At 65.2% G+C, this 22,052-nt stretch carries 23 protein-coding genes; 12 read left to right on the top strand and 11 right to left on the bottom strand.

The genetic code is table 11. The features are described from left to right. Positions 1 to 24: 24 nt before the first annotated feature. Together G559_RS0124050 and G559_RS0124055 are read right to left on the bottom strand one after the other, a co-directional pair. Complete coding sequence (locus G559_RS0124050) at positions 25 to 612, bottom strand: LOG family protein (protein ID WP_028630675.1); 588 nt, start codon at positions 610 to 612, stop codon at positions 25 to 27. Positions 613 to 862: 250 nt separating this feature from the next. Beyond that, positions 863 to 1,486, bottom strand: a complete 624-nt coding sequence (locus tag G559_RS0124055; RefSeq protein WP_028630676.1) for a LysE family transporter — start codon at positions 1,484 to 1,486, stop codon at positions 863 to 865. Positions 1,487 to 1,603: 117 nt separating this feature from the next. Between G559_RS0124055 and azu the strand changes: the two genes are divergently transcribed. Then, a complete protein-coding gene (gene azu / locus G559_RS0124060; protein ID WP_028630677.1) occupies positions 1,604 to 2,053 on the top strand; it encodes an azurin in 450 nt (149 codons plus the stop codon). A 68-nt stretch (positions 2,054 to 2,121) separates the two neighbouring features. On the opposite strand, the gene G559_RS0124065 is transcribed toward azu, so the two are convergent. Both G559_RS0124065 and G559_RS0124070 read right to left on the bottom strand, forming a co-directional pair. Continuing rightward, positions 2,122 to 3,141 (bottom strand): DUF1338 domain-containing protein, encoded by a 1,020-nt coding sequence (locus G559_RS0124065; RefSeq protein ID WP_028630678.1) that lies wholly within the window; start codon positions 3,139 to 3,141, stop codon positions 2,122 to 2,124. Positions 3,142 to 3,311: 170 nt separating this feature from the next. Next, positions 3,312 to 4,205, bottom strand: a complete 894-nt coding sequence (locus G559_RS0124070) for a LysR family transcriptional regulator (RefSeq protein ID WP_028630679.1) — start codon at positions 4,203 to 4,205, stop codon at positions 3,312 to 3,314. 207 nt (positions 4,206 to 4,412) lie between these two features. Here G559_RS0124070 and amaB point away from each other — a divergent pair, with 207 nt between their 5' ends. The 8 genes from amaB to lhpI all read left to right on the top strand — a co-directional run bounded on the left by amaB (position 4,413) and on the right by lhpI (position 13,779). Further along, the gene (gene amaB, locus G559_RS0124075) at positions 4,413 to 5,903 is read left to right on the top strand and encodes an L-piperidine-6-carboxylate dehydrogenase (protein ID WP_028630680.1); all 1,491 of its coding nucleotides are present in this window, start codon (positions 4,413 to 4,415) and stop codon (positions 5,901 to 5,903) included. Between the two features lie 29 nt (positions 5,904 to 5,932). Next, entirely contained in the window at positions 5,933 to 7,216 is a 1,284-nt protein-coding gene (amaA, locus tag G559_RS0124080) for an L-pipecolate oxidase (RefSeq protein WP_028630681.1), read from the top strand. Positions 7,217 to 7,572: 356 nt separating this feature from the next. Then, entirely contained in the window at positions 7,573 to 8,694 is a 1,122-nt protein-coding gene (locus tag G559_RS0124085; protein WP_028630682.1) for a branched-chain amino acid ABC transporter substrate-binding protein, read from the top strand. Between the two features lie 259 nt (positions 8,695 to 8,953). Then, on the top strand, positions 8,954 to 9,868 hold the full coding sequence (locus tag G559_RS0124090) for an ABC transporter permease subunit (protein WP_028630683.1): 915 nt from the start codon (positions 8,954 to 8,956) through the stop codon (positions 9,866 to 9,868). Positions 9,869 to 9,870: 2 nt separating this feature from the next. Beyond that, on the top strand, positions 9,871 to 11,157 hold the full coding sequence (livM, locus tag G559_RS0124095) for a high-affinity branched-chain amino acid ABC transporter permease LivM (RefSeq protein WP_028630684.1): 1,287 nt from the start codon (positions 9,871 to 9,873) through the stop codon (positions 11,155 to 11,157). Continuing rightward, on the top strand, positions 11,154 to 12,029 hold the full coding sequence (locus G559_RS0124100; protein ID WP_028630685.1) for an ABC transporter ATP-binding protein: 876 nt from the start codon (positions 11,154 to 11,156) through the stop codon (positions 12,027 to 12,029). Before livM ends, G559_RS0124100 begins: the two co-directional genes overlap by 4 nt. After that, the gene (locus tag G559_RS0124105) at positions 12,026 to 12,742 is read left to right on the top strand and encodes an ABC transporter ATP-binding protein (protein ID WP_028630686.1); all 717 of its coding nucleotides are present in this window, start codon (positions 12,026 to 12,028) and stop codon (positions 12,740 to 12,742) included. Before G559_RS0124100 ends, G559_RS0124105 begins: the two co-directional genes overlap by 4 nt. 104 nt (positions 12,743 to 12,846) lie before the next feature. Beyond that, positions 12,847 to 13,779, top strand: a complete 933-nt coding sequence (lhpI, locus tag G559_RS0124110) for a bifunctional Delta(1)-pyrroline-2-carboxylate/Delta(1)-piperideine-2-carboxylate reductase (protein ID WP_028630687.1) — start codon at positions 12,847 to 12,849, stop codon at positions 13,777 to 13,779. Positions 13,780 to 13,811: 32 nt separating this feature from the next. On the opposite strand, the gene G559_RS0124115 is transcribed toward lhpI, so the two are convergent. Then, complete coding sequence (locus G559_RS0124115) at positions 13,812 to 14,129, bottom strand: putative quinol monooxygenase (RefSeq protein ID WP_028630688.1); 318 nt, start codon at positions 14,127 to 14,129, stop codon at positions 13,812 to 13,814. Positions 14,130 to 14,589: 460 nt separating this feature from the next. On the opposite strand from G559_RS0124115, the gene G559_RS0124120 reads away from it, so the two are divergent. Beyond that, a complete protein-coding gene (locus tag G559_RS0124120; RefSeq protein ID WP_028630689.1) occupies positions 14,590 to 15,354 on the top strand; it encodes an SDR family oxidoreductase in 765 nt (254 codons plus the stop codon). Here the strand turns inward: G559_RS0124120 and G559_RS0124125 are convergent. From G559_RS0124125 to G559_RS0124150, 6 genes are all read right to left on the bottom strand, one after another. Beyond that, complete coding sequence (locus G559_RS0124125; protein WP_028630690.1) at positions 15,332 to 16,246, bottom strand: glycerophosphodiester phosphodiesterase; 915 nt, start codon at positions 16,244 to 16,246, stop codon at positions 15,332 to 15,334. The genes G559_RS0124120 and G559_RS0124125 overlap by 23 nt on opposite strands. 163 nt (positions 16,247 to 16,409) lie before the next feature. After that, the gene (locus G559_RS0124130) at positions 16,410 to 16,982 is read right to left on the bottom strand and encodes a HupE/UreJ family protein (RefSeq protein ID WP_028630691.1); all 573 of its coding nucleotides are present in this window, start codon (positions 16,980 to 16,982) and stop codon (positions 16,410 to 16,412) included. An 81-nt stretch (positions 16,983 to 17,063) separates the two neighbouring features. Beyond that, positions 17,064 to 17,675: an urease accessory protein UreG gene (gene ureG / locus G559_RS0124135; protein WP_028630692.1), complete on the bottom strand. Its 612-nt coding sequence runs from the start codon at positions 17,673 to 17,675 to the stop codon at positions 17,064 to 17,066. Between the two features lie 14 nt (positions 17,676 to 17,689). Beyond that, positions 17,690 to 18,364: an urease accessory protein UreF gene (locus G559_RS0124140; protein ID WP_028630693.1), complete on the bottom strand. Its 675-nt coding sequence runs from the start codon at positions 18,362 to 18,364 to the stop codon at positions 17,690 to 17,692. Then, positions 18,361 to 18,861 carry an urease accessory protein UreE gene (ureE, locus tag G559_RS0124145; protein ID WP_028630694.1) on the bottom strand — a complete coding sequence of 167 codons (501 nt, stop codon included), beginning with the start codon at positions 18,859 to 18,861 and terminating at the stop codon, positions 18,361 to 18,363. Before ureE ends, G559_RS0124140 begins: the two co-directional genes overlap by 4 nt. A gap of 171 nt (positions 18,862 to 19,032) precedes the next feature. Then, on the bottom strand, positions 19,033 to 19,668 hold the full coding sequence (locus tag G559_RS0124150; protein WP_028630695.1) for a TetR family transcriptional regulator: 636 nt from the start codon (positions 19,666 to 19,668) through the stop codon (positions 19,033 to 19,035). A 140-nt stretch (positions 19,669 to 19,808) separates the two neighbouring features. On the opposite strand from G559_RS0124150, the gene G559_RS0124155 reads away from it, so the two are divergent. Both G559_RS0124155 and G559_RS0124160 read left to right on the top strand, forming a co-directional pair. After that, positions 19,809 to 20,912 (top strand): ferredoxin reductase, encoded by a 1,104-nt coding sequence (locus G559_RS0124155; protein ID WP_028630696.1) that lies wholly within the window; start codon positions 19,809 to 19,811, stop codon positions 20,910 to 20,912. A gap of 8 nt (positions 20,913 to 20,920) precedes the next feature. Next, positions 20,921 to 21,982, top strand: coding sequence for a fatty acid desaturase family protein (locus G559_RS0124160; RefSeq protein ID WP_028630697.1), 1,062 nt, complete (start codon positions 20,921 to 20,923; stop codon positions 21,980 to 21,982). The last annotated feature ends 70 nt before the right edge of the window (positions 21,983 to 22,052 follow it).

Here is a 22,052-nt window from a genome sequence, read left to right on the forward strand (position 1 = left end):
TCTAAGGCCGGGACGCGCACGCGGTCAGTGCGGCTTGCGGTCGACCCACTTGGGTGCGCTGCTGGGGCGCCAGGCTTCCAGGCGGTCCAGCAGGGTTTCGGGGTGACCGCCGACCTGCAGCATGCCGCGATGCTGGTCACGCACGAAGCGTTCTTCCACCAGGTGGTCGAGGAAGTCGGTGAGCTTGTCGTAGAAGCTGTTCACTTCCAGCAGGCCCAGGGGCTTGCTGTGGTAGCCCAGTTGGCCCCAGGTCCAGATCTCGAACAGCTCTTCCAGGGTGCCCAGGCCGCCGGGCAGGGCGATGAACGCATCGCTGAGTTCTGCCATACGCGCCTTGCGAGCGTGCATGCCGTCCACCACTTCCAGGCGGGTCAGGCCTTTGTGGCCGATCTCGGCGTCCATCAGGCTCTGCGGAATCACCCCGATGACTTCGCCGCCAGCAGCCAGGGCTGCGTCGGCCACGGTGCCCATCAGGCCGACTGCGCCGCCGCCGTAGACCAGGGTGATGCCGCGTTCGGCCAGGGTGTGTCCCAGGAGGGCGGCTGCTTCACGGTAGATCGGCTTGGCGCCGGGGCTGGCGCCGCAGAACACACAGATGGAACGCAAGGACATGGGGGACTCCTGGTGCGAAAAAAGCGCGCAAGAGTACCGGCTTCGTTCTCGTGCTCCAAGCTGCGTAAGTGGTCAGCTTCCGAACGGTAGGGGGAAGGATTAATCGGCGGAAGCGCCGCAGGCCCCGGCGGCATAGGCGGCGAGCAGGCTTTGCAGGAAGTTCATGGCGCATCTCCTTCTGGATGAATGGCGCCATGTTAGAGCGGCGTCCGGTGGTCCGCCGGTTGATTGCTTCGATTGCGGCGATAGATCAGGCCAGCTTCAGCAATTCCGCCGCTGTCATCCCCGACAGCCCCAGCAGGCAGAGCCCGCAGGCCAGGTAGGTGAGGCGATGCCAGAGGGTGGATGCGGCGCGGCGGAACCAGTCCACCAGGCCGGCGCAGATGAAGCACCAGAGCAGCGAAGACAGCATGAAACCGGAGAAGAATACCGCCAGGTGGGTCGGCGTTGGCTCGGCCACGCCGATCGCGGCCATGGCACCGCCCATTGCGGCCCAGTAGACAATGTTCTGCGGATTGGTCAGCGACAGCGCCGCGCCTGAGGCGAAGGCGCCGCCGCTGGCACCTGCTTCCTCGGTCGAAGGTTGCGGCGGGCGACGGGCGTCACGCAGGGACTGCAGGCCGAGCCAGCCCAGGTAGAGGGCGCTGGCGATGGTCAACGGGTAGCGCACTGCGGCGCTGTCCAGCAGCAGGGCGAGGCCGGTAAGGCCCAGGGCGGCCCAGGTGGCATCGCCCACCAGGGAGCCGATCTGCACCATCAGTGCGGGCTTGTAGCCGTCCCGCAGGCCGCGCCGCAGGGTCTCGCTGAAGACAGCGCCGGGCGCGGCATTGAATACGAAGCCAAGCAGCATGGCGGCAATGAAGAAGGACAGCATGAATCAGTTCCCTTGAAGGCTGAAGTGGAGGTTCATTGCCTCAGGTCATGGGGGTAGGCGCTCCCCTGGGGCAGTCTTCGGCCCGGGCATATTGCCCGGAACGTCAAGGAGACACCAATGATTCGCAAGTTCGCCGTCGCATCCGTGCTGGCCCTGGCCAGTGCGCCTTTGCTGGCCGCCGAGTGTGCCGTGGATGTGCAAGGCACTGACCAGATGAGTTTCGATACCAAGGAAATCAAGGTCAGCAAAAGCTGCAAGACCTTCACCGTGAATCTCAAGCACGTCGGCAAGCTGCCCAGGAACGTGATGGGCCACAACTGGGTGTTGAGCAAGACCGCCGATGCCACGTCGATCGCCTCCGAAGGCATCACGGTCGGCCTCGACAAGGATTACCTCAAGGCTGACGACCCACGCATCATCGCCCATACGAAGATGATCGGCGGCGGCGAGAGCGACAGCGTGACCTTCGACGTGGCCAAGCTGGCGGCCGGTGAGGGCTATGAGTTCTTCTGCTCCTTCCCGGGCCACGTGTCGATGATGAAGGGAACCCTGGCCCTGGTCGACTGACCTCCAGGTGAATGCGAAAAGGCCGCTCCGTGTAGCGGCCTTTTCATTTGTGCAGAGGGAGTTCGCCCCTACGAACCGGCGGTCATCTTGAAAATGCCCTGGGCGTTGCTGCTGTCGAAGTTCAGGTCCAGGCGCGTGGTTTCCGGGTCAAGCTTGCGCTGGATGAACTCGACGAAGGAGCCCGGCACTTCACGTTGTACAGCGCGGCCGCTGCTGTCGATGAAATCCCGCTGCACCTGCACCGCGCGGTAGGCGGTCTGCATCACCCGGCCGGAGGTCGAGACTTCGATGCTGGCCTTCATCGGTCGGCCCTTGGCGTTCTGTTCATCCACCACCGCCTGCAGGTCGACGACGCGGTCAGTGAGGTGGTTGAACATATTCCCCTCGGTGGCGATCCAGGCCATTTCCACGCTTTCCTCGCGCAGCAGGTGATAGTCGTGGTCATGCACGACCCCGTGCTGGCGGTCGAAGGCTCGATAGAGCGCTGGCAGCAGGTGCATGGCCTCGGCGTAGCTGCACTGGCGCTGGCGCCAGAGGGTATCGAGGATGGCCTTGTGGCCGGCGTCCAGCGGGTCACGGCTGTCGCCCACTACGCGGCTCACCGCCAACTGGAAACTTTCACTGAAGCGACCCGGATGCAGTTCCGAGACGAAGAACTGGGCGATGTCCTCGGGGAGGTCCATCTGCCGGTAGGCGTAGCCGGTCATCTTCAGGCTGGTCAGCGGATAGGTGCGCACATCGGCGAAGCCCAGGGGCTCCAGCAACCGGGCGAATGCCTGGCGGCCGCGGGGCAGGGCGCCGTTGTCCGGCCAGTCGACGGTGCGAATGGCACCATGGTCGAACACCACCTGGCGACCCTTGGCCTGTTGCTCCTCCACATAGGTGCGGCCAATGGGCACTGCCTCCACCAGTTTGTGGAACAGGCAGAGGTTCAGCGCCTCGGCCAGCCAGGCGCGGTGCACGGCGGCGTCGCTGAATGGAAAGGCGGACAGGCCGGCGGGGATTTCCACATGGGCTTCGACCCAGCGGGCGGCGGGCTCGCCGATCACGCTGGCGACCAGGGCAAACAGGCGTTCGTTGGCTGGCATGGAACGATTCCGGGATGGAGAAAGGTGAGCCTATCCAAGCAGCCCGACTGCGTTGGGGCAAACGAAAAAAACCGGTGGGTTCATTCCGTTTTTTCCTGATGCCATGCGCGGTGGCAAGCACATTCAATGTAGGGGCGAATTCATCGCCAAGGGCAGCGCAGCAGCCCCGTTTATTCCTGGTCCATCTGCTCCAGCATCCAGCGCACGAAGTCGCGCACCTTCGGTACTTCGGCAGCATGTTCAGGGTAGGCCAGGTAATAGGCATTGCGACTGGGCATGGGGTGGTCCCAGGGGATCACGAGCTTGCCTTCCTGCAGTTCCTCTTCCACCAGGAAGCGCGGCAACAGGGCCACGCCGCAGCCGGCCTGGGCGGCGCGGATGCACATGTAGGAGGTGTCGAAGCGCGGCCCGTGGTAGCTGTGCTCGGTGTGCCGGTCCTGGCTCTGGAACCATTCGTGCCAGGCCTCCGGGCGGGTGGCGTTCTGCAGCAGGACCAGTTCGGTGAGCTGGGTCGGCTCGGTGAAGGGCCGCTCGGGCATCGAGCCGGGCGCGCAGACCGGCACCACTTCCTCGCTGAACAGGCGGATGCACTCGGCGCCGGGCAGGGCGCCATGGCCGAAATAGAAGGCTACGTCGCTACGGCCCTGGACCAGAGCGTTGGGCTCCAGCTCGTTGCGCAGGTCCAGGTGAATATTCGGGTGACGCAGGCGCCAGCCCTTCAGCCGCGGGATCAGCCAGCGCGCGCCGAAGGTGGGTGGCGTGGCCACGCGCAGCACTTCGGTATCACCACCGTAGGACAGCATGTAGTGGGTGGACATCTCCACCTGGGCGAGGATCTTGCGCACCTCGGTGAGGTACAGCGAGCCCGCCGGGGTCAGCTGCAGGCGTCGGCGCACGCGGCGGAACAGCAAGTGCTGGAGCAGTTCTTCGAGCTGCGCCACCTGCTTGCTCACCGCGCTCTGGGTCAGGTTCAGCTCCTCGGACGCACGGGTGAAGCTGAGGTGCCGGGCCACCGCTTCGAAGCATTGCAGGGCGGTGATCGAGGGCATGTGGCGTTTGAGCATCGGAATTTCTCGGGGCGGGCCGGATCATGAATTAACGGAATGATATGTGTCGGAAAGGTCGTTTGTTGGCAAGCCCTTTTCGCGGCTATTACTGACGCTGTTCCGATTCAGCACCGAACCGGTAGGAGCGAGCGTGCTCGCGAAGCGTTCGCCAGCAAGCTGGCGCCTACCGGGACCGTGCCATTACTCGCCGAAACAGGAGTTCCCATGGTTGCCGCACTGCTTGACCGCCTCGGTGTCGATTCATCCCTCTACCAGCAAGGCGATCACGCCGTTCATTCGCCCATCGACGGCAGCCGCATCGGCACCGTGCACCTGGAAGGCCGCGCCGAAGTCGAACAGAAGATCGCCCGCGCTGCCGAGGCCTTCCAGGCCTGGCGCAAGGTCCCGGCGCCGCGTCGCGGCGAGCTGATCCGCCAATACGGCGAAGCGCTGCGCCAGTACAAGGCCGAGCTGGGCGAACTGGTGTCCTGGGAAGCCGGCAAGATCACCCAGGAAGGCCTGGGTGAAGTGCAGGAAATGATCGACATCTGCGACTTCGCCGTCGGCCTGTCGCGCCAGCTCTACGGCCTGACCATCGCCTCCGAGCGCCCTGGCCACCACATGCGTGAAACCTGGCACCCGCTGGGTGTGGTCGGTGTCATCAGCGCGTTCAACTTCCCGGTCGCCGTCTGGTCGTGGAACGCCGCGCTGGCGCTGGTCTGCGGCAACCCGGTGGTGTGGAAGCCCTCGGAGAAGACCCCGCTCACCGCCCTGGCCTGCCAGGCGCTGTTCGAGCGCGTGGCGAAGAATTTCAGCGAAGCCCCGGCCTACCTCAGCCAGGTGGTGATCGGCGCCCGCGAAGCGGGCGAAGCCCTGGTGGACGATCCGCGTGTGGCACTGGTCAGTGCCACCGGCAGCACCCGCATGGGCCGCGAAGTGGCCCCGCGCGTGGCGGCTCGCTTCGCCCGTAGCGTGCTGGAACTGGGTGGCAACAACGCGATGATCCTCGCGCCCAGCGCCGACCTTGACCTGGCCGTACGCGCCATTCTCTTCAGCGCCGTCGGTACCGCCGGCCAGCGCTGCACCACCTTGCGCCGGCTGATCGCCCACGAATCGGTGAAGGCCGAGATCGTCGAGCGCCTGAAGGCTGCCTACGCCAAAGTGCGCATCGGCCACCCGCTGGAGGGCAGCCTGATCGGTCCGCTGATCGACAAGCCAAGCTTCGACGGCATGCAGCGTGCCCTGGAACAGGCCCGCGCCGAAGGCGGCAAGGTGTTCGGTGGCGAGCGCCAGCTTGAAGCGCAGTTCCCCAACGCCTACTACGTGTCGCCGGCCATCGTCGAGATGCCGGGCCAGAGCGCCGTGGTCTGCCATGAAACCTTCGCCCCGATTCTCTACGTGATCGGCTACCGCGATTTCGACGACGCCATCGCCCTCAACAACGCCGTGCCCCAGGGTCTGTCGTCCTGCGTGTTCACCACCGACGTGCGCGAGGCCGAGCTGTTCCAGTCGGCAGTGGGCAGCGACTGCGGCATCGCCAACGTCAACATCGGCCCGAGCGGCGCGGAGATCGGCGGTGCTTTCGGTGGCGAGAAGGAAACCGGCGGCGGCCGCGAATCCGGCTCGGACGCCTGGAAGGCCTACATGCGCCGCCAGACCAATACCGTGAACTATTCCCACGAGTTGCCGCTGGCCCAGGGCATCACCTTCGACTGAGTGGGTTAAGGCCCTAAGGACTGCACCCCATGACCCTGCGCCAGGAATGCCTCTGGGAGTATCTGACGCCACAACTGCCGGAAAGCCCCGTGCTGCATGGCGAGGTCAAGGTCGATGTCTGCGTGATCGGGGCCGGTTTCACCGGCCTTTCCGCCGCGCTGCATCTGCTGGAGGCGGGCAAGCGCGTCTGCCTGCTGGAAGCCCACACCGCCGGCCACGGCGGCTCCGGGCGCAACGTGGGGTTGGTGAACGCCGGTATGTGGATACCGCCGGACGAGATCGAGGCCGGCCTTGGCCAGCAGATCGGCGACCGCCTCAACCGCACGCTGGGCGCTGCGCCGTCGCTGGTGTTCTCCCTGGTCGATCGTTACGACATCGACTGCCAGCTGCGCCGCGAAGGCACCCTGCACATGGCCCACAACGCCCGCGGCCAGGCTGACCTCGCCAGCCGTTGCGAGCAATGGAAGCGCCGTGGCGCACCCGTTGAATTGCTGACCGGCGCCGCCTGCCGCGAGGCTACCGGCACCGACAAGATCGCCGCCGCGCTGCTCGACCGCCGCGCCGGCACCCTCAATCCCATGGGCTACACCCGCGGCCTGGCCCGCGCGGTGAAGTACCTCGGCGGCCAGCTCTTCGAGCATTCGAAGGTTTTGCGCCTGGAGCGCCAGGGCACCAACTGGTGCGTGGTCAGCGAGCACGGTGTGGCTATCGCACCGCAGGTGGTGATCGCCTCCAATGCCTACACCGAAGGCGAGTGGACCGAACTGCGCCGCCACTTCTTCCCTGGCTACTACTACCAGGTGGCTTCCTCGCCGCTCTCGGGCGAGGCGGCTGCGCGCATCCTGCCGGGCGGCCAGGGTTCGTGGGATACCCGCCAGGTACTCAGCAGCATCCGCCGCGATGCTGACGGTCGCCTGCTGCTCGGTAGCCTGGGTAATGGCTCGCGCAAGCCGGACTGGTTCCTGCGCGCCTGGGCCGATCGTATCCAGCGGCATTACTTCCCTTATCTGGGCAAGGTGGACTGGGAGTTCACCTGGACGGGCTGCATCGACTTCACGCCCGATCATCTGATGCGCCTTTACGAACCGGCGCCTGGCCTGCTCGCCTTCACGGGCTACAACGGCCGTGGCGTGACCACCGGTAGCGTGGTGGGCAAGGCCTTCGCCGATTACCTCTTGAGCGGCAATGAAGAGGTTCTGCCCATGCCATTCCAGCCCATGCGCGCCGTTTCGGCGGTGGGGCTCAGAAGTTCGCTTTATGAAGCCGGTTTCTCGCTCTACCACGCCGGTCAATGTTTGCGCGTAGTGATATAGGTCGCAAAAAAAGTGCGTTGCACAGCTTTGAGGCAACGGGTTGTTTCTTGCAGGATGGGGGGATCAAAGGCCGGGCAGTAACAGTGCGGAGTGGGAAAATTCGCGCACCAGTGATGTGCAAATAAGTACCGCGAGTCTATTGTTACCGGACCTGCTGGCACACTGATGCCGTGCGGCTTCCAGACTCGCCCATGATTTTTTTGCGTTTGTTTGGAAGTTATTGATTTAAAACAATAAAAATAAAAAGAGTAGGAGGTGGGAAGGGCCTTTCAGGGCGCGGAGCAACTACAAGAACTAATGGCACGCCACTTGCTGAACACGAGCGCTAACCCTAAAAACCTCAGGAGCAAAACTCCATGTCGCAGAAGATTTTCAGAAAAGGCTTTCTGGCTCTGGCGGTTACCACCGCGCTGGGCGTTTCTTCCGTTGCACAGGCTGATGTTGTAATTGGTGTCGCTGGCCCGCACACGGGCGCAAACGCCTCCTTTGGCGAGCAATACTGGCGCGGCGCCTCCCAGGCCGCCGAGGACATCAACGCCGCTGGCGGCGTCAACGGCGAGAAGATCAAGCTGGTCAAGGCTGACGATGCCTGCGAGCCGAAACAGGCCGTTTCCGTTGCCAACCGTCTGGTGGACCAGGACAAGGCTATCGCTGTCGTCGGCCACTTCTGCTCCTCCTCCACCATCCCGGCTTCCGAGGTCTACGACGAAGCGGGCATCATCGCCATGACTCCTGGCTCCACCAACCCCGCTGTGACCGAGCGCGGCCTCTCCGGCATGTTCCGCATGTGCGGCCGTGACGACCAGCAGGGCATCGTCGCCGGCGACTACATCGTCGACAAGCTCAAGGCCACCAAGGTCGCCATCATCCACGACAAGGACACCTACGGTCAGGGCCTGGCCGACGCCACCAAGGCGCAGCTGGCCAAGCGCGGCGTGAAGGAAGTCCTGTACGAAGGCCTGACCCGTGGCGAGAAAGACTTCAACGCCCTGGTCACCAAGATCCGCGCCACCGGCGCCGAGGTCGTCTACTTCGGCGGCCTGCACCCGGAAGCCGGCCCGCTGGTCCGCCAGATGCGCGAACAGGGCCTGACGGCTGTCTTCCTCTCCGGCGACGGCATCGTCACTGACGAACTGGTTACCACCGCCGGCGGCCCGCAATACACCAAGGGCGTGCAGATGACCTTCGGCGCCGACCCGCGCAAGATCGCTGACGGCCAGGCTGTGATCGAGAAGTTCCGCGCCGGCGGCTTCGAGCCGGAAGGCTACACCCTCTACGCCTATGCCACCCTGCAAGCCCTGGCGGCCGGCTTCAACGGCGCAGGCGCGAACGATCCGGCCAAGGCCAGTGAATGGCTGAAGGCCAATCCGGTACAGACCGTGATGGGCAAGAAGGAATGGGATGCCAAGGGCGACCTGAAGGTTTCCGACTACGTGATCTACGAGTGGGACGACAAGGGTAAGTACTCCCAGCAGTAAGTGTCGGCCGGGATCGTCTGCGGTCTGGCTCTGGCTCGCCCGATCCTGAACCGACACTGTTTGCTAGCTCGGCTGACCGGCCAGGCGCCACCCGCGCCTGGCCGGTCGGTGCATTCCGGGAAACTGCTGAAGTCCTTTTTTGCTTGAGCCGGGTGGGTGACTGCCCGATTTGACACGGTAATTCAGTGGTGCCCGTCTGATTCCACTCGCGGGAGCTGGCCGAACCCAAGGCCGGACCCCCAAAAGACGAGACTGAGTGATGGACGGTATTATCCTGCAACAGCTGATCAACGGGCTGACCCTCGGGTCCGTCTACGGTTTGATCGCCATCGGCTACACCATGGTTTACGGCATCATCGGCATGATCAACTTCGCCCACGGCGAGGTGTACATGATCTCCGCCTACCTCGCCGCGATCACCCTGGCCATCCTGGCCTTCTTCGGGGTCGAGTCCTTCCCGCTGCTGATCCTCGGCACCCTGCTGTTCACCATCCTGGTGACCGGTGTGTACGGCTTCGTGATCGAACGCATCGCCTACAAGCCGCTGCGCAACTCCACCCGCCTGGCGCCGCTGATTTCCGCCATCGGCATGTCGCTGATCCTGCAGAACTACGTGCAGCTCAGCCAGGGTGCCCGTCAGCAGGGCGTGCCCACGCTGCTCGACGGCGCGCTGAAGTTCCACATCGGCGACGGCTTCGTGCAGCTGACCTACACCAAGGTGTTCATCCTGATAGCGGCCTTCGTCGGCATGGGCCTGCTGACCTACATCATCCAGCGCACCAAGCTCGGCCGCATGTGCCGCGCCACCCAGCAGGACCGCAAGATGGCGTCGATCCTCGGCATCAACACGGACCGGGTGATCTCCTACGTGTTCGTCATCGGCGCCGCCATGGCCGCCCTGGCCGGCGTGCTGATCACCATGAACTACGGCACCTTCGACTTCTATGCCGGCTTCATCATCGGCATCAAGGCCTTCACCGCGGCGGTGCTCGGCGGCATCGGCTCGCTGCCCGGCGCGATGCTCGGCGGCATCATCCTCGGCGTCGCCGAGGCGCAGTTCTCCGGCATGGTCAATACCGACTACAAGGACGTGTTCAGCTTCTCCCTGCTGGTGCTGATCCTGATCTTCCGTCCCCAGGGCCTGCTGGGCCGTCCGCACGTCGCCAAGGTGTAATCATGACTTCTGCCATCGCCAGGAAACCCCTGGATATCAAGAAGAGCCTGATCGACGCCGTCGTCGCCGGTCTGCTCGCCCTTATCGTCTTCGGCCCCATCATGGGCGTGGTGCTGGACGGTTACAGCTTCAACCTGGACTTCAAGCGCGTCGGCGTGATGATCAGCGTGGTCATGCTCGGCCGTTTCTTCCTCAGCCTCTACCTGCAGACGCCGCGCGGCGAAACGCTGATGCAGCGCTTCGAGACCACGGGTTCCGGCGTGCATGTGCGTGCCCCTGACTACCAGAGCCGCCTGCGCTGGATCATCCCGCTGCTGATCGTCGCCGCGGTGGTCTTTCCGTTCTTCGCCAGCAAGTACCTGCTCACCGTGGTCATCCTCGGGCTGATCTATGTGCTGCTGGGCCTGGGTCTGAACATCGTGGTCGGCCTCGCCGGCCTGCTCGACCTCGGCTACGTGGCCTTCTATGCCATCGGCGCCTACGGCCTGGCGCTGGGCTACGAGCACCTGGGCCTGGGCTTCTGGACCGTGCTGCCGCTGTCCGCCCTGCTGGCCGCCCTGGCCGGCGCATTGCTGGGTTTCCCGGTGCTGCGCATGCATGGCGACTACCTGGCCATCGTGACCCTGGGCTTCGGCGAGATCATTCGCCTGGTCCTCAACAACTGGCTGAGCTTCACCGGTGGCCCGAACGGTATGTCGGTACCGGCGCCCACCTTCCTCGGCTTGGAGTTCGGCCGGCGAGCGAAGGATGGCGGAGTGCCCTTCCACGAGTTCTTCGGCGTTGCCTACAACCCCAACCTGAAGTTCCTGTTCATCTATGTGGTGCTGTTCCTGGTGGTGATGCTGGTGCTCTACATCAAGCACCGCCTGACCCGCATGCCGGTCGGGCGCGCCTGGGAAGCGCTGCGCGAGGATGAAATCGCCTGCCGCGCCATGGGCCTGAACCACGTGCTGGTGAAACTCTCGGCGTTCATGCTGGGCGCCTCCACCGCCGGCCTGGCCGGGGTGTTCTTCGCCAGCTACCAGGGCTTCGTGAACCCTTCGTCCTTCACCTTCTTCGAGTCGGCGCTGATCCTCGCCATCGTCGTGCTGGGGGGCATGGGCTCCACGGTCGGCGTGGTGATCGCCGCCTTCGTCCTCACCGTGGCCCCAGAGCTACTGCGCACCTTCGCCGACTATCGCGTGCTGCTGTTCGGCGTACTCATGGTGTTGATGATGATCTGGCGGCCGCGCGGGCTGATCCGAATCAGCCGCACTGGTTTCACCCCGCGTAAAGGAGTCGCCCCATGAGCAACGAATACATCCTCAGCGTCGAGCACCTGATGATGCACTTCGGTGGCATCAAGGCGCTCAACGATGTCAGCCTGAAGATCAAGCGCGGCTCCATTTCCGCGCTGATCGGCCCCAACGGTGCCGGCAAGACCACCGTGTTCAACTGCCTGACCGGCTTCTACAAGGCCACCGGCGGGCGCATCCAGCTCAATGCCCGTGGGACCACCACGGACGTGATCAAGGTACTCGGCGAACCCTTCCAGCCCACGGACTTCGTCAACCCGGCGCAGTTCGCCAGCCGCCTGCGCTACAAGATGTTCGGCGGCACCCACCTGGTGAACCGCGCGGGGCTTGCGCGGACCTTCCAGAACATCCGCCTGTTCCGCGAAATGTCGGTGGTGGAGAACCTGCTGGTGGCCCAGCACATGTGGGTCAACCGCAACCTGCTGGCCGGCGTGTTCAATACCCCGGGCTTCCGCAAGTCCGAGGAAGACGCGCTGAACCACGCCTTCTACTGGCTGGAAGTGGTGGACCTGGTGGACTGCGCCAACCGCCTGGCCGGCGAACTCTCCTACGGCCAGCAGCGCCGCCTGGAGATCGCCCGCGCCATGTGTACCCGGCCGCAACTGGTCTGCCTCGACGAACCAGCCGCCGGCCTCAACCCGGCGGAGACCGAAGCGCTCAGCCGGATCATCCGCAAGCTGCGCGACGAACACGACCAGACCGTACTGCTGATCGAACACGACATGGGCATGGTGATGAGCATTTCCGACCACATCGTGGTGCTGGACCACGGCGAAGTGATTGCCGAAGGCAACCCCCACGACATCCGCCACGATCCCAAGGTGATCGCCGCGTACCTCGGTGCCGAAGAGGAGGAAGTGGCATGAGTGCGCCTCTCCTGGAGTTCAAGGAAGTCGACGTCTTCTACGGCCCCATCCAGGCCCTGCGGGGCGTCAGCCTGCACATCAACGAAGGCGAGACGGTGAGCCTGATCGGCGCCAACGGCGCGGGCAAGTCGACCCTGCTGATGTCCATCTTCGGCCAGCCACGCGCGGCAAATGGCGCCATCGTCTACCGGGGCACCGACATCACCCACAAATCGGCACATTACGTGGCGTCCAACGGCGTCGCCCAGTCCCCGGAAGGACGCCGGGTGTTCCCCGACATGAGCGTGGAGGAGAACCTGCTGATGGGCACCATCCCCATCGGCACGGACCATGCGGACGAGGACATGCAGCGCATGTTCGATCTCTTCCCGCGCTTGAAGGAGCGCCGCAATCAGCGCGCCATGACCATGTCCGGCGGCGAGCAGCAGATGCTCGCCATCGCCCGTGCGCTGATGAGCCGACCCAAGCTGCTGTTGCTCGATGAGCCCTCGCTGGGCCTGGCGCCCATCGTGGTCAAGCAGATCTTCCAGACCCTGCGGGAACTGGCCCAGACCGGCATGACCATCTTCCTCGTCGAGCAGAACGCCAACCACGCGCTCCGGCTCTCCGACCGCGCTTATGTGATGGTCACCGGGGAAATCCGCATGAGCGGTACGGGCGAAGAACTGCTGGGCAACCAGGACGTCCGCAACGCCTACCTCGGCGGTCACTGACCGCCGTTGCTCCCCTCTCCCCGGATCGACTCCCCTCTCCCTCTGGGAGAGGGGCCGGGGGTGAGGGAAGCCTCTCGCGCTCCGAGCCTGCCAAGGAGACTCCCATGCAAACCCTGCGCTTCTTCACCAACGCCGACGTCGCCGCGGCGCTGACTTATCCACAACTCATCGACGCTCTGCGCCACGGTCTGGCCAACCCGGCCGAGGCCCCTGTTCGCGCCTGTCACGCGCTGCCCGACGACGCCTCGCTGCTGTGCATGCCGGTCTGGCAGAAAGGGCAGGGCGTTGGCGTGAAGCTGGTGACCGTGTATCCCCACAACGGCGAGAAGGGCCTGCCCTCGGTCGCTGCACTTTTCACCCTGTTCGACGACGCCACCGGCCGCCCTCTGGCGGTGCTGGAGGCCTCCGAGCTCACCGCCCGGCGCACCGCCTGCACCTCGGCGCTGGCCGCCAGCGCGCTGGTGCGCCACGACGCCAGTCGCCTGCTGGTGGTGGGCACCGGTACACTCGCCGCGCACATGGTCCGTGCCCACAGCGTGGTGCGGCCGTACGAGCGTGTGGATATCTGGGGCCGCCATCCTGACAAGGCTGCTGAGCTGGTGCGCCAACTGGCAGAAGAAGGCTACCCGGTGCATGTCGCCCCCGACCTGCAGACCTGCGCCCAACAAGCCGGCTGCATCAGCTGCGTCACCACCTCCACCTCACCCCTGATCCTCGGGGATTGGCTGCGGCCGGGCACCCACCTCGACCTGGTGGGGGCGTTCCTGCCGAGCATGCGTGAAACCGACAGCGCCGCCGTCGCTCGTTCGCGCATTGTCGTCGATACCCGTGCGGGAGCCTTGGAAGAAGCCGGTGACCTGCTCTTCGCCATCGCCGACGGCGTCATCACCGAGCAGAGCCTCCACTTCGAGCTGGCCGACCTGCTGCACGGCCGTGGCCACCGCCAGACCAACAGCGAGATCACCCTGTTCAAATCCGTGGGCTATGCCCTGGAAGACCTGATTGCCGCGCAGTTGCTGCTGTCCATCGCTGCGTAGAGGGTTTCTCTGTAGGGGCGAATAATTCGCCCCTACAGCCCTGCGTCGGCAAAGGGCAACTTCGATGCCAGCACCTCCACCCGCTCGATCTTTGGTGGCTCGCTGAACAGTTCCCCGGCGCGTTCCATCAGGGCTGCTGCGACCTTGCCGGTCATATGCGCCTGCAGGCCCCGGTCACTGTCGAAGGCGTCGAAGATGCCAAAGCTATGCGGCCCCATGCGCAGGGCGAACCAGACCGTGGTATCGGGCTCCTCCTGCACCAGAGGCAGGCCGTCGCGGAGAAAGTCCTCCACATCGGCGACTTTGCCGGGCTTGGCTTCCAGGCGTACCAGCAAGGCGACTTTGACCATGGCTCGATCTCCTCTGTGGTTAGGCAGGGAAGTCTAGGTCCATGGGGAAAAGTGCCGGCCCCGTCTGTCCGAAGTGGCGATATCCACAGCGAGTCGATGGCGCGGCGGCGGAATTGATCACAATCTCTGTGTAGCGTTCTGTGGATAACTTGGTGGCACTTCTCTCCAGGCAGCGGTTTACGTACTGGGCAAGCAGTTGCTCAGATTCTGATCAATGATTGTTTTTCCCATGAAAACCGTGGCTTGCAGCATTCATCCACCGCCGCACGACGCCTGCCAAGTTGTCCCCGTCTGCTGTGTGAAAAACTGTGGATAAGCTTGGGAATACATGCGGCAAGCCACTGCTGACGCGCTGTTCATGGTCATGATGAATTTTTCGCCAGGAGCGCGTCCCTGTGGATCGCGTAACCTATGCCGGTTTATTCGCAACGGGCCCGTGCCCCAGAGCAAGGAGAACAGCATGACTTCCACCGTTTTCATCACTGGCGCCACCTCGGGATTCGGCGAGGCCTGCGCCCGGCGCTTCGCCCAGGCTGGCTGGTCGCTGGTGCTGACCGGCCGCCGCGCCGCGCGCCTGCAGGCGCTGAAGGATGAACTGTCGGCCCTGACCGACGTGCACACCCTGGAACTCGACGTGCGTGATCGCAAGGCCATGGAAGCGGCCATCGCTGGCCTGCCGGCGAAGTACGAAAAGATTCGTGGCCTGATCAATAACGCCGGCCTGGCCCTGGGGGCCGACCCGGCGCCCAAGTGCGACCTGGATGACTGGGACACCATGGTCGACACCAACATCAAGGGCCTGATGTACAGCACCCGCCTGCTGCTGCCGCGCCTGATCGCCCACGGGCGAGGTGCTGGCATCGTCAACCTGGGTTCCGTAGCGGGCAACTGGCCCTATCCGGGCAGCCACGTGTATGGCGCCACCAAGGCCTTCGTCGCCCAGTTCTCGCTGAGTCTGCGCAACGACCTGGTGGGCACTGGCGTGCGCGTTTCCAACATCGAACCGGGCCTGTGCGAGAGCGAGTTCTCCCTGGTGCGCTTCGGCGGCGACCAGGCCAAGTACGACGCGACCTACGCCGGTGCCGAGGCGATTCAGCCGGACGACATCGCCGAAACCATCTTCTGGATCATGAACCAGCCGGCTCACATCAACATCAACACCCTCGAGCTGATGCCGGTGAGCCAGACCTGGGCCGGCTTCGCTATTGATCGCTCAGCGAAGTGATGCGGGTGGAGCGCCCTAGCAGCTGCAGGGCGCGATCCGGGTAATCGGTGATCAGGCCATTCGCCCCCATGTCCAGCAGGTGGCGCATGGCCGGTTGCTCGTTGATGGTCCACATCTGGACTGCCAGCCCGCGTTGCAGCGCGGTTCGCATCAGGCGATCACTGGCCACCTGCAGGCCGCCGCTGTGTTCAGGAATCTGCAGGGCCTGGTAGGACGGGCTGACCAGGCTGCCCAGGCCGATCCAGTTCAGCGCCACCAGCAGGCGCACCGAGGTCGGTCCGGCCGAGGTGGCGACGCCGGGGCAGACCTCGCGGAAGCGGCTCAGGCTGCGCTCGTAGAAACTCCCCACCAGCACCCGCTCACGCTGTTCGTGCTTGTCCAGCAGGGCGCAGACCTGCTCCTCCATGCCGGCATCCGGCACCTTGATCTCCACGACCTTGGGGTGCTCTGGAAAGCGCTCCAGCACCTCGGCGAAAGTCGGGATACGGATACCCTGACCGCGATAGGGATGGCTTTCGCCGCCATCGGCGCTCCAGCGGTAGCCGGCGTCCAGGGCCTGCACCTCGGCGAGCGAAAGCTCCGCCACGTTAGCGTCGCCATTGGTGGTGCGATCCACGCGCGCGTCGTGCAGCACTACGAGCTCGCCATCGCGGGTGCGGCGAATATCCATTTCCAGCATGTCCACCTTGAGGGCGGCGGCACGCTCGAAGGCGAACAGGGTATTTTCCGGCCAGAGGCCGCGACCGCCGCGATGGGCGATCACCAGGGGTTGGTCGCCAAAGCCGGCGAGCACCGCAGGACGTTCCGCCGGGCGGCTGGTCAGGGCCAGCGCCAGCAGGGCGACGACGATGAGAAACAGCGGAGCGAGAAAGAATCGGGCGAAGCGCTTCATGTTGTTCTTATCCGTAAGACGTGGACGGGCGTGCCGAATCAAACGCGGGGACTATGACAAAGACGTGACGGGGAGGCGAGGGGAAAGGCGAAGAGTTGGGATCTGGGTATTTCCTGTGGGGGCGATTGAAATCGCCCCCACAGAGGTGGGTGGCAGGCCTTGCTCAGCCCGCCAACAACCACACCCCGGCACCGGCGGAAGCACCGCCGGCGATGCGCACCAGCGGTGCGGCGGCTTGCGGCAGGGCTCGCACCAGGCCGTAGCCGGCGGCATGCAGGGCGGCGGTGGCGGCGACGAAGCCGGCCGCGTAGCCCCAGGGGCTGGCCAGGTCCGGCAGTTCCAGGCCGTGGGCAACGCCATGGGCCAGGGCGAACAGGGCGGTCAGGCCCATGGCCAGCCACAGCGGCGGACGCACCGCCACGGCCACCAGCAGGCCGAGGGCGAGCACCGAGCCGGCAATGCCGGTTTCCATCAGCGGCATCTCCACACCGGCAAAGCCGGCAAGGCCGCCCAGCAGCATGGTGCCGACGAAGGTCAGGGGCAGCGCCCAGCGCGCCTTGCCCTGCTGCTGCGCTGCCCAGAGGCCGACCGCAAGCATGGCCAAGAGGTGATCGAGGCCGGTGACCGGGTGGGCAACACCCGCCATCAGGCCGGAATGATCGTGACCGGCATGGGCGAACGCCATGGCCGGGGTGAGGAACAGGGCGATGGCGAAAAGCGACTTGCGCAGGTTCATGGTGAAGCTCCTTTCACATGAGAACGGGAGTGGGGGATTACCTCCCTCACCCCCGGCCCCTCTCCCAGTGGGAGAGGGGAGTTAATGGGTCAGCAGGCCCTGTTTCTCGATAAAGGCGATGATCTCGTCGAGACCCTGGCCGACCTTCTGGTTGCTGAACACGAAGGGGCGCTCGCCGCGCATCTTGCGGGCGTCACGGTCCATGACCTCCAGCGAGGCGCCGACCATGGGCGCGAGGTCCACCTTGTTGATCACCAGCAGGTCCGATTTGCAGATGCCGGGGCCGCCCTTGCGCGGCAGTTTGTCGCCGGCGGAGACGTCGATCACGTAAATGGTCAGGTCGGAGAGTTCTGGGCTGAAGGTGGCGGACAGGTTGTCACCGCCGGATTCCACCAGGATCAGGTCCAGGCCGGGGAAGCGGCGGTTGAGCTGCTCCACGGCTTCCAGGTTGATCGAGGCGTCCTCGCGGATGGCCGTGTGCGGGCAGCCGCCGGTCTCGACGCCGATGATGCGCTCAGGGTCCAGGGCCTCGTTGCGCACCAGGAACTGGGCATCTTCCTGGGTGTAGATATCGTTGGTCACCACCGCCAGGTTGTAGCGGTCGCGCAGGGCGCGGCAAAGGGCCAGGGTCAGGGCGGTCTTGCCGGAACCGACCGGGCCGCCGATGCCGACGCGCAGGGGTTGGCTGTTCATATGCTGTGCATCTCCTAGGAACGGAACAGACGGCTGTATTGGCGCTCGTGCGCCATGCTCGCCAGGGCCAGGCCGAAGGCGGCGCTGCCCCAGCGTGCCGGGGGGATTTCACGGGCCGCGCGCTGGGCTTGCTCCAGGCAGGGCAGCAGGGCGGAGGTCAGGCGCTGGGCGGCTTGCTGGCCCAGCGGCAGGGTTTTCATCAGCACCGCCAACTGGTTCTCCAGCCAGCCCCAGAGCCAGGCGGCGAGTGCGTCCTGCGGGTCGATGGACCAGGCGCGTGCGGCCAGGGCCCAGGCCACGGCCAGGCCGGGTTCGTCCAGTTCGGCAAAGAGGGCGCGTGCGGCGTCGTCCTGCTCGGGCAGGTCATTCAGCAACTGGCGCAGGGAGTAGCCCATCTGCCGGCTTTCCAGCTGCAGCTCGCGGGTTTCGCGGCTGGCGCGGTGGCGTTCGGCCAGGGCCTTCAACTCCGCCCAGTCCCCCTGCGCGGCCGCCTCGCAATGGGCCAGCAGCAGGGGCGCCTCGAAGCGCGCCAGGTTGAGCAGCAGTTGGTCGGTGATCCAGCACGCGGCGCTGTCCGCGTCATGCACGTGTCCGCTGTCCACGGCCAGCTCCAGTCCTTGCGAGTAGCTGTAGCCGCCAATGGGCAGTTGAGGGCTGGCGAGCCGAAGCAGCTGCCACGCCTTGTTCACTTGCGCACACCGAATTGATGCAGGCGTGGCGCGTAGCTGAAGTCCGCCTCCAGCTGGTGAGAGTGGTGATGGCCGCCGCCATAGGCGCCGTGCTCGGGCTGGAAGCCGGCCTCGATGTTTTCTACCGAGGCCCCCAGTTGTTCGAGCATGGCTTTGAGCACGTAGTCGTCCAGCAGTCGCAGCCAGCCGTCGCCGATCTGCAGGGCGACGTGGCGATTGCCGAGGTGGTAGGCCGCGCGGGTCAGCTCGAAGGCACTGGCGCAGGTGACATGGAGCAGCGCTTCCGGGCGGGCGCTGACCCGCACCACGCGGCCATCCTGGCTGCGTAGGCAATCGCCGTCGCGCAGCGGCGGCTGGCCACGTTCGAGGAACAGGCCGACGTCCTCGCCCTGGGCGGTGAAGCAGCGCAGGCGACTCTTGCTGCGCGCCTCGTAGGTCAGCAGCAGCTCTTCGTCCCAGCTGGGCTGGGCTTCAATTCGTTCGTGGATGACCAGCATCGGGTGAATCCGGCAGTGTGCAATGCCGGGTGCTGAGCAAGGCCCTTGCCAAGATGGCTTAGCGCCCGTTCATGGGGGCTTTCGCGGGGGGTGTGCCTGTCTGTGGGGCGCGAGGGTGGTCCGATATGGTGCGTCTCGCACCGATGCGGTGCGCGGGTATTGTCGGGGCGGTCAGTTTTTGGGTTTGCCCGGTCCCAGCCAGTGCTTGCCGCCGATCATGATGAAGCGCAGCTGTTGGGTGATCTTGGCGGCGGGCAGTAGATGCGGCGGCAGGTTGTCCGCAGGCGGGTCGATCAGCTCGGGGAGGGTGGCGAACACCGTCTTCACGACCAGGTCGGCCACCAGGTCGAGGCAATCGTCATCCAGATGCGGCATGCGGTTGATCAGCTTGAGGTCGGCGGCCAGGTCGTCGGTGATGCGCTGGCGCAATGCGCCGATGGCCTGGCGCACGGGCTGGGAGCCGCCGTACTGCTCGCGGGCGAGGAAGAGGAACTGGCCGCGGTTGGCGAGCACCGCATCGAGAAAGATGCGCACGGAGGCTTCGATGATGCCGCCCAGCTCGAATTCGTTGTGGCGCACCACGCGGATGGTGGCGCGGAAGGTCTCGCCGACTTCCTCGACCAGGGCCAGGCCCAGCTCGTCCATATCGTTGAAGTGGCGATAAAAGCCGGTGGGGACGATACCGGCGTTGCGTGCCACCTCCCGCAGGCTCAGGCTGCCGAAGCCGCGGCCGCTGTCCATCAGGATGCGCGCGGCGTCCATCAGGGCGTGGCGGGTCTGCTGCTTCTGTTCCGAGCGTTGGGTCATGGGGCGCGGCCGTTGGCGAATGTGCGGCGCACTCTAGCAAAAGCACTTTGCGGGCGTCGAACCTGCTTCAGTGAACAAGTGTTGACTGTAATTCGGAAATTCGTGCAGCCTAGTGCACAACTGTTCACTAGAGCCATTCCATGCCCCTCATTCCCCTTTCCCTGGCGCGCCGTGCCGGCCCTGCGCTGAGGCCCCTGCGTGCGCTGGCTGCCCGCGGCTGGCTGCAGGAAGCCGAACTGGACTGCCTGCTGCGCCATGTGCACCCGGTGCTGCGCCTGAACCGGGTGTTCGCGCGGGTTGATGCCCGCCGCTGGGTGGCCGACGACATGCTCGCCCTCAGCCTGCGCACCAACGGCAATGCGCTCGGCTGGCGGCCGGGCCAGCATGTTCGCCTGTATCTGGAGCTGGATGGGGTGCGACAGGGCCGCAGCTACAGCCTGGTGGCGGTACAGCCCGATGGGCGCATCGAACTGGCGGTGAAGCGCCAGGCCGGAGGACGCTTGTCCAACTGGCTGCTGGACAGGCTGGAAGTGGGGGCGGTGCTGGAGCTGGACTCGGCCCAGGGCGAACTGGACTGGCCGCAAGACGCGTCATCCGTGCTGCTGCTGGCGGCCGGTAGCGGCATCACGCCCCTGCTCGGCTTGTTGCGCCAGGCCTTGGCCTGTGGATTTTCGGCACCGGTGACGCTGCTGCATTACGTGCGCCAGCGTGCTCAGCGTGCCTTCAGTGAGGAGCTGCAAGCGCTGATGGCGCGCCATCCCAACGTCCAGGTGCGCTGGGCCATCAGCGGTGAGGCACCGAAAGCCGATGAATTGGCTGGGCGCTTTCGGGCGGATCACCTGGACGGGGTGCCGGCTCATAGCGCGTTGGCCTGCGGGCCCCACGGTTTTGTAGCTGACGTGCATGACTGGTGGCAGGCAGCGCCCCGCGTAGGCCGCTTGCAGGTGGAGGCGTTCACGCCACCGGCTCCCTCCGTCGAGACCGGCGAGGCGGTTCGTTTGCGCTTCGCCCGTTCCCATCAAGAGGTGCCGGGCAGCAGCGTTGCGAATCTGCTGGAGCAGGCCGAAGCCCATGGCTTGCGTCCGGCCCATGGCTGCCGCCAGGGCATCTGCGCCGGCTGTACCAGCCAACTGCTTGCCGGCAGCGTCCGCGACCTGCGCACCGGTGCCTTGACCCACGGGCCGGGGCTGCCGATCCGCCTGTGCGTCAGCGCGCCAGTGGGCGATGTGGAACTGGACCTCTAGGACTCGAGATGCGAAGCGACCGCGAACTTACCCCAACCGAACTCGATACCTTCGGCGCAGAACTGGACGCCCTGCGCCAGCGCACCCTGGATGACCTGGGCGAGTGTGATGCCCGCTATATTCGCCGCATTCGTGCAACGGTGCGCTTCTGCTGCTGGAGCGGCCGCGCCTTGCTGCTGCTCGGCTGGTTCCCGCCCACCTGGCTGCTGGGCGTGGCCCTGCTCGGGCTGGGCAAGGTCCTCGAAAACATGGAACTGGGCCACAACGTCATGCACGGCCAGTACGACTGGATGAACGACCCGGAACTGCGCGGCACCACGTACGAGTGGGACATTGCCGGCCCCTCGGACTTCTGGCGGCATACCCACAACCATATCCACCACAGCTACACCAACGTGCTGGGCATGGACGACGACGTCGGCTACGGCGTGGTGCGGCTCTTCCCCGAGCAACGCTGGAAACCCTTCCACCGCTGGCAGCCATTGTGGGTAACGCTGCAGGCGCTGCTCTTCCAGTATTCGGTGGCGGTACAGCACCTGCGCCTGGACCAGTACTTCAAGGGCCGCATGAGCGCTGATGAACTGCGCCCGCGACTGCGCCAGTTCAAGGCCAAGGTGCTGCGCCAGTCGGTCAAGGACTATCTGGCCTTTCCCCTCCTGGCCCTGCTGGTGGGCAGCAGCGTGACGGCGGTACTGGCGGGGAATCTGCTGGCCAACCTGCTCCGCAACCTCTGGACCTTCACCGTGATCTTCTGCGGCCACTTCACCGAGCGTGCGGCGGTGTTCCCGCCCAGCGTGCTGGAAGGGGAAAGCCGCGGTCACTGGTATCTGCGTCAGCTGCGTGGCTCCAGCAACCTGGAGGGTGGGCCGCTGTTCCACATCCTGACCGGTAACCTCAGCCACCAGATCGAACACCACCTGTTTCCCGACCTGCCGGCGCGGCGCTACGCCGAGATGGCCAAGGCAGTGCGTGAAATCGCGGGGCGTTATGGGCAGGTCTACAACAGCGGGCGTCTGTCGGTGCAGTTCGGCAGTGTCGTGCGGCGGATCTGGACGTACCGGCTGGCGTGATGTCGCGAATGAATTGGCCCCTACAGGGGAAGGTTCATCCAGCTTCGGATATCAAACAATAAAGCCCGAC

The organism is Metapseudomonas resinovorans DSM 21078, from assembly GCF_000423545.1.
In the GTDB taxonomy this organism is placed as follows: Bacteria; Pseudomonadota; Gammaproteobacteria; order Pseudomonadales; family Pseudomonadaceae; genus Metapseudomonas; species Metapseudomonas resinovorans.

Bases quoted from the DNA above. Each gene is read 5' to 3' on its own strand.
- ureE (WP_028630694.1), bottom strand. From the start codon at position 18,861: ATGCTGGTCATCCACGAACGAATTGAAGCCCAGCCCAGCTGGGACGAA.
- G559_RS0124100 (WP_028630685.1), top strand. From the start codon at position 11,154: ATGAGCAACGAATACATCCTCAGCGTCGAGCACCTGATGATGCACTTC.
- G559_RS0124155 (WP_028630696.1), top strand. From the start codon at position 19,809: ATGCCCCTCATTCCCCTTTCCCTGGCGCGCCGTGCCGGCCCTGCGCTG.
- G559_RS0124055 (WP_028630676.1), bottom strand. From the start codon at position 1,486: ATGCTGTCCTTCTTCATTGCCGCCATGCTGCTTGGCTTCGTATTCAAT.
- G559_RS0124125 (WP_028630690.1), bottom strand. From the start codon at position 16,246: ATGAAGCGCTTCGCCCGATTCTTTCTCGCTCCGCTGTTTCTCATCGTC.
- ureG (WP_028630692.1), bottom strand. From the start codon at position 17,675: ATGAACAGCCAACCCCTGCGCGTCGGCATCGGCGGCCCGGTCGGTTCC.
- G559_RS0124050 (WP_028630675.1), bottom strand. From the start codon at position 612: ATGTCCTTGCGTTCCATCTGTGTGTTCTGCGGCGCCAGCCCCGGCGCC.
- G559_RS0124130 (WP_028630691.1), bottom strand. From the start codon at position 16,982: ATGAACCTGCGCAAGTCGCTTTTCGCCATCGCCCTGTTCCTCACCCCG.
- G559_RS0124065 (WP_028630678.1), bottom strand. From the start codon at position 3,141: ATGCCAGCCAACGAACGCCTGTTTGCCCTGGTCGCCAGCGTGATCGGC.
- G559_RS0124160 (WP_028630697.1), top strand. From the start codon at position 20,921: ATGCGAAGCGACCGCGAACTTACCCCAACCGAACTCGATACCTTCGGC.
- G559_RS0124085 (WP_028630682.1), top strand. From the start codon at position 7,573: ATGTCGCAGAAGATTTTCAGAAAAGGCTTTCTGGCTCTGGCGGTTACC.
- G559_RS0124115 (WP_028630688.1), bottom strand. From the start codon at position 14,129: ATGGTCAAAGTCGCCTTGCTGGTACGCCTGGAAGCCAAGCCCGGCAAA.
- amaB (WP_028630680.1), top strand. From the start codon at position 4,413: ATGGTTGCCGCACTGCTTGACCGCCTCGGTGTCGATTCATCCCTCTAC.
- lhpI (WP_028630687.1), top strand. From the start codon at position 12,847: ATGCAAACCCTGCGCTTCTTCACCAACGCCGACGTCGCCGCGGCGCTG.
- G559_RS0124090 (WP_028630683.1), top strand. From the start codon at position 8,954: ATGGACGGTATTATCCTGCAACAGCTGATCAACGGGCTGACCCTCGGG.
- G559_RS0124120 (WP_028630689.1), top strand. From the start codon at position 14,590: ATGACTTCCACCGTTTTCATCACTGGCGCCACCTCGGGATTCGGCGAG.
- azu (WP_028630677.1), top strand. From the start codon at position 1,604: ATGATTCGCAAGTTCGCCGTCGCATCCGTGCTGGCCCTGGCCAGTGCG.
- G559_RS0124070 (WP_028630679.1), bottom strand. From the start codon at position 4,205: ATGCTCAAACGCCACATGCCCTCGATCACCGCCCTGCAATGCTTCGAA.
- G559_RS0124150 (WP_028630695.1), bottom strand. From the start codon at position 19,668: ATGACCCAACGCTCGGAACAGAAGCAGCAGACCCGCCACGCCCTGATG.
- livM (WP_028630684.1), top strand. From the start codon at position 9,871: ATGACTTCTGCCATCGCCAGGAAACCCCTGGATATCAAGAAGAGCCTG.
- amaA (WP_028630681.1), top strand. From the start codon at position 5,933: ATGACCCTGCGCCAGGAATGCCTCTGGGAGTATCTGACGCCACAACTG.
- G559_RS0124105 (WP_028630686.1), top strand. From the start codon at position 12,026: ATGAGTGCGCCTCTCCTGGAGTTCAAGGAAGTCGACGTCTTCTACGGC.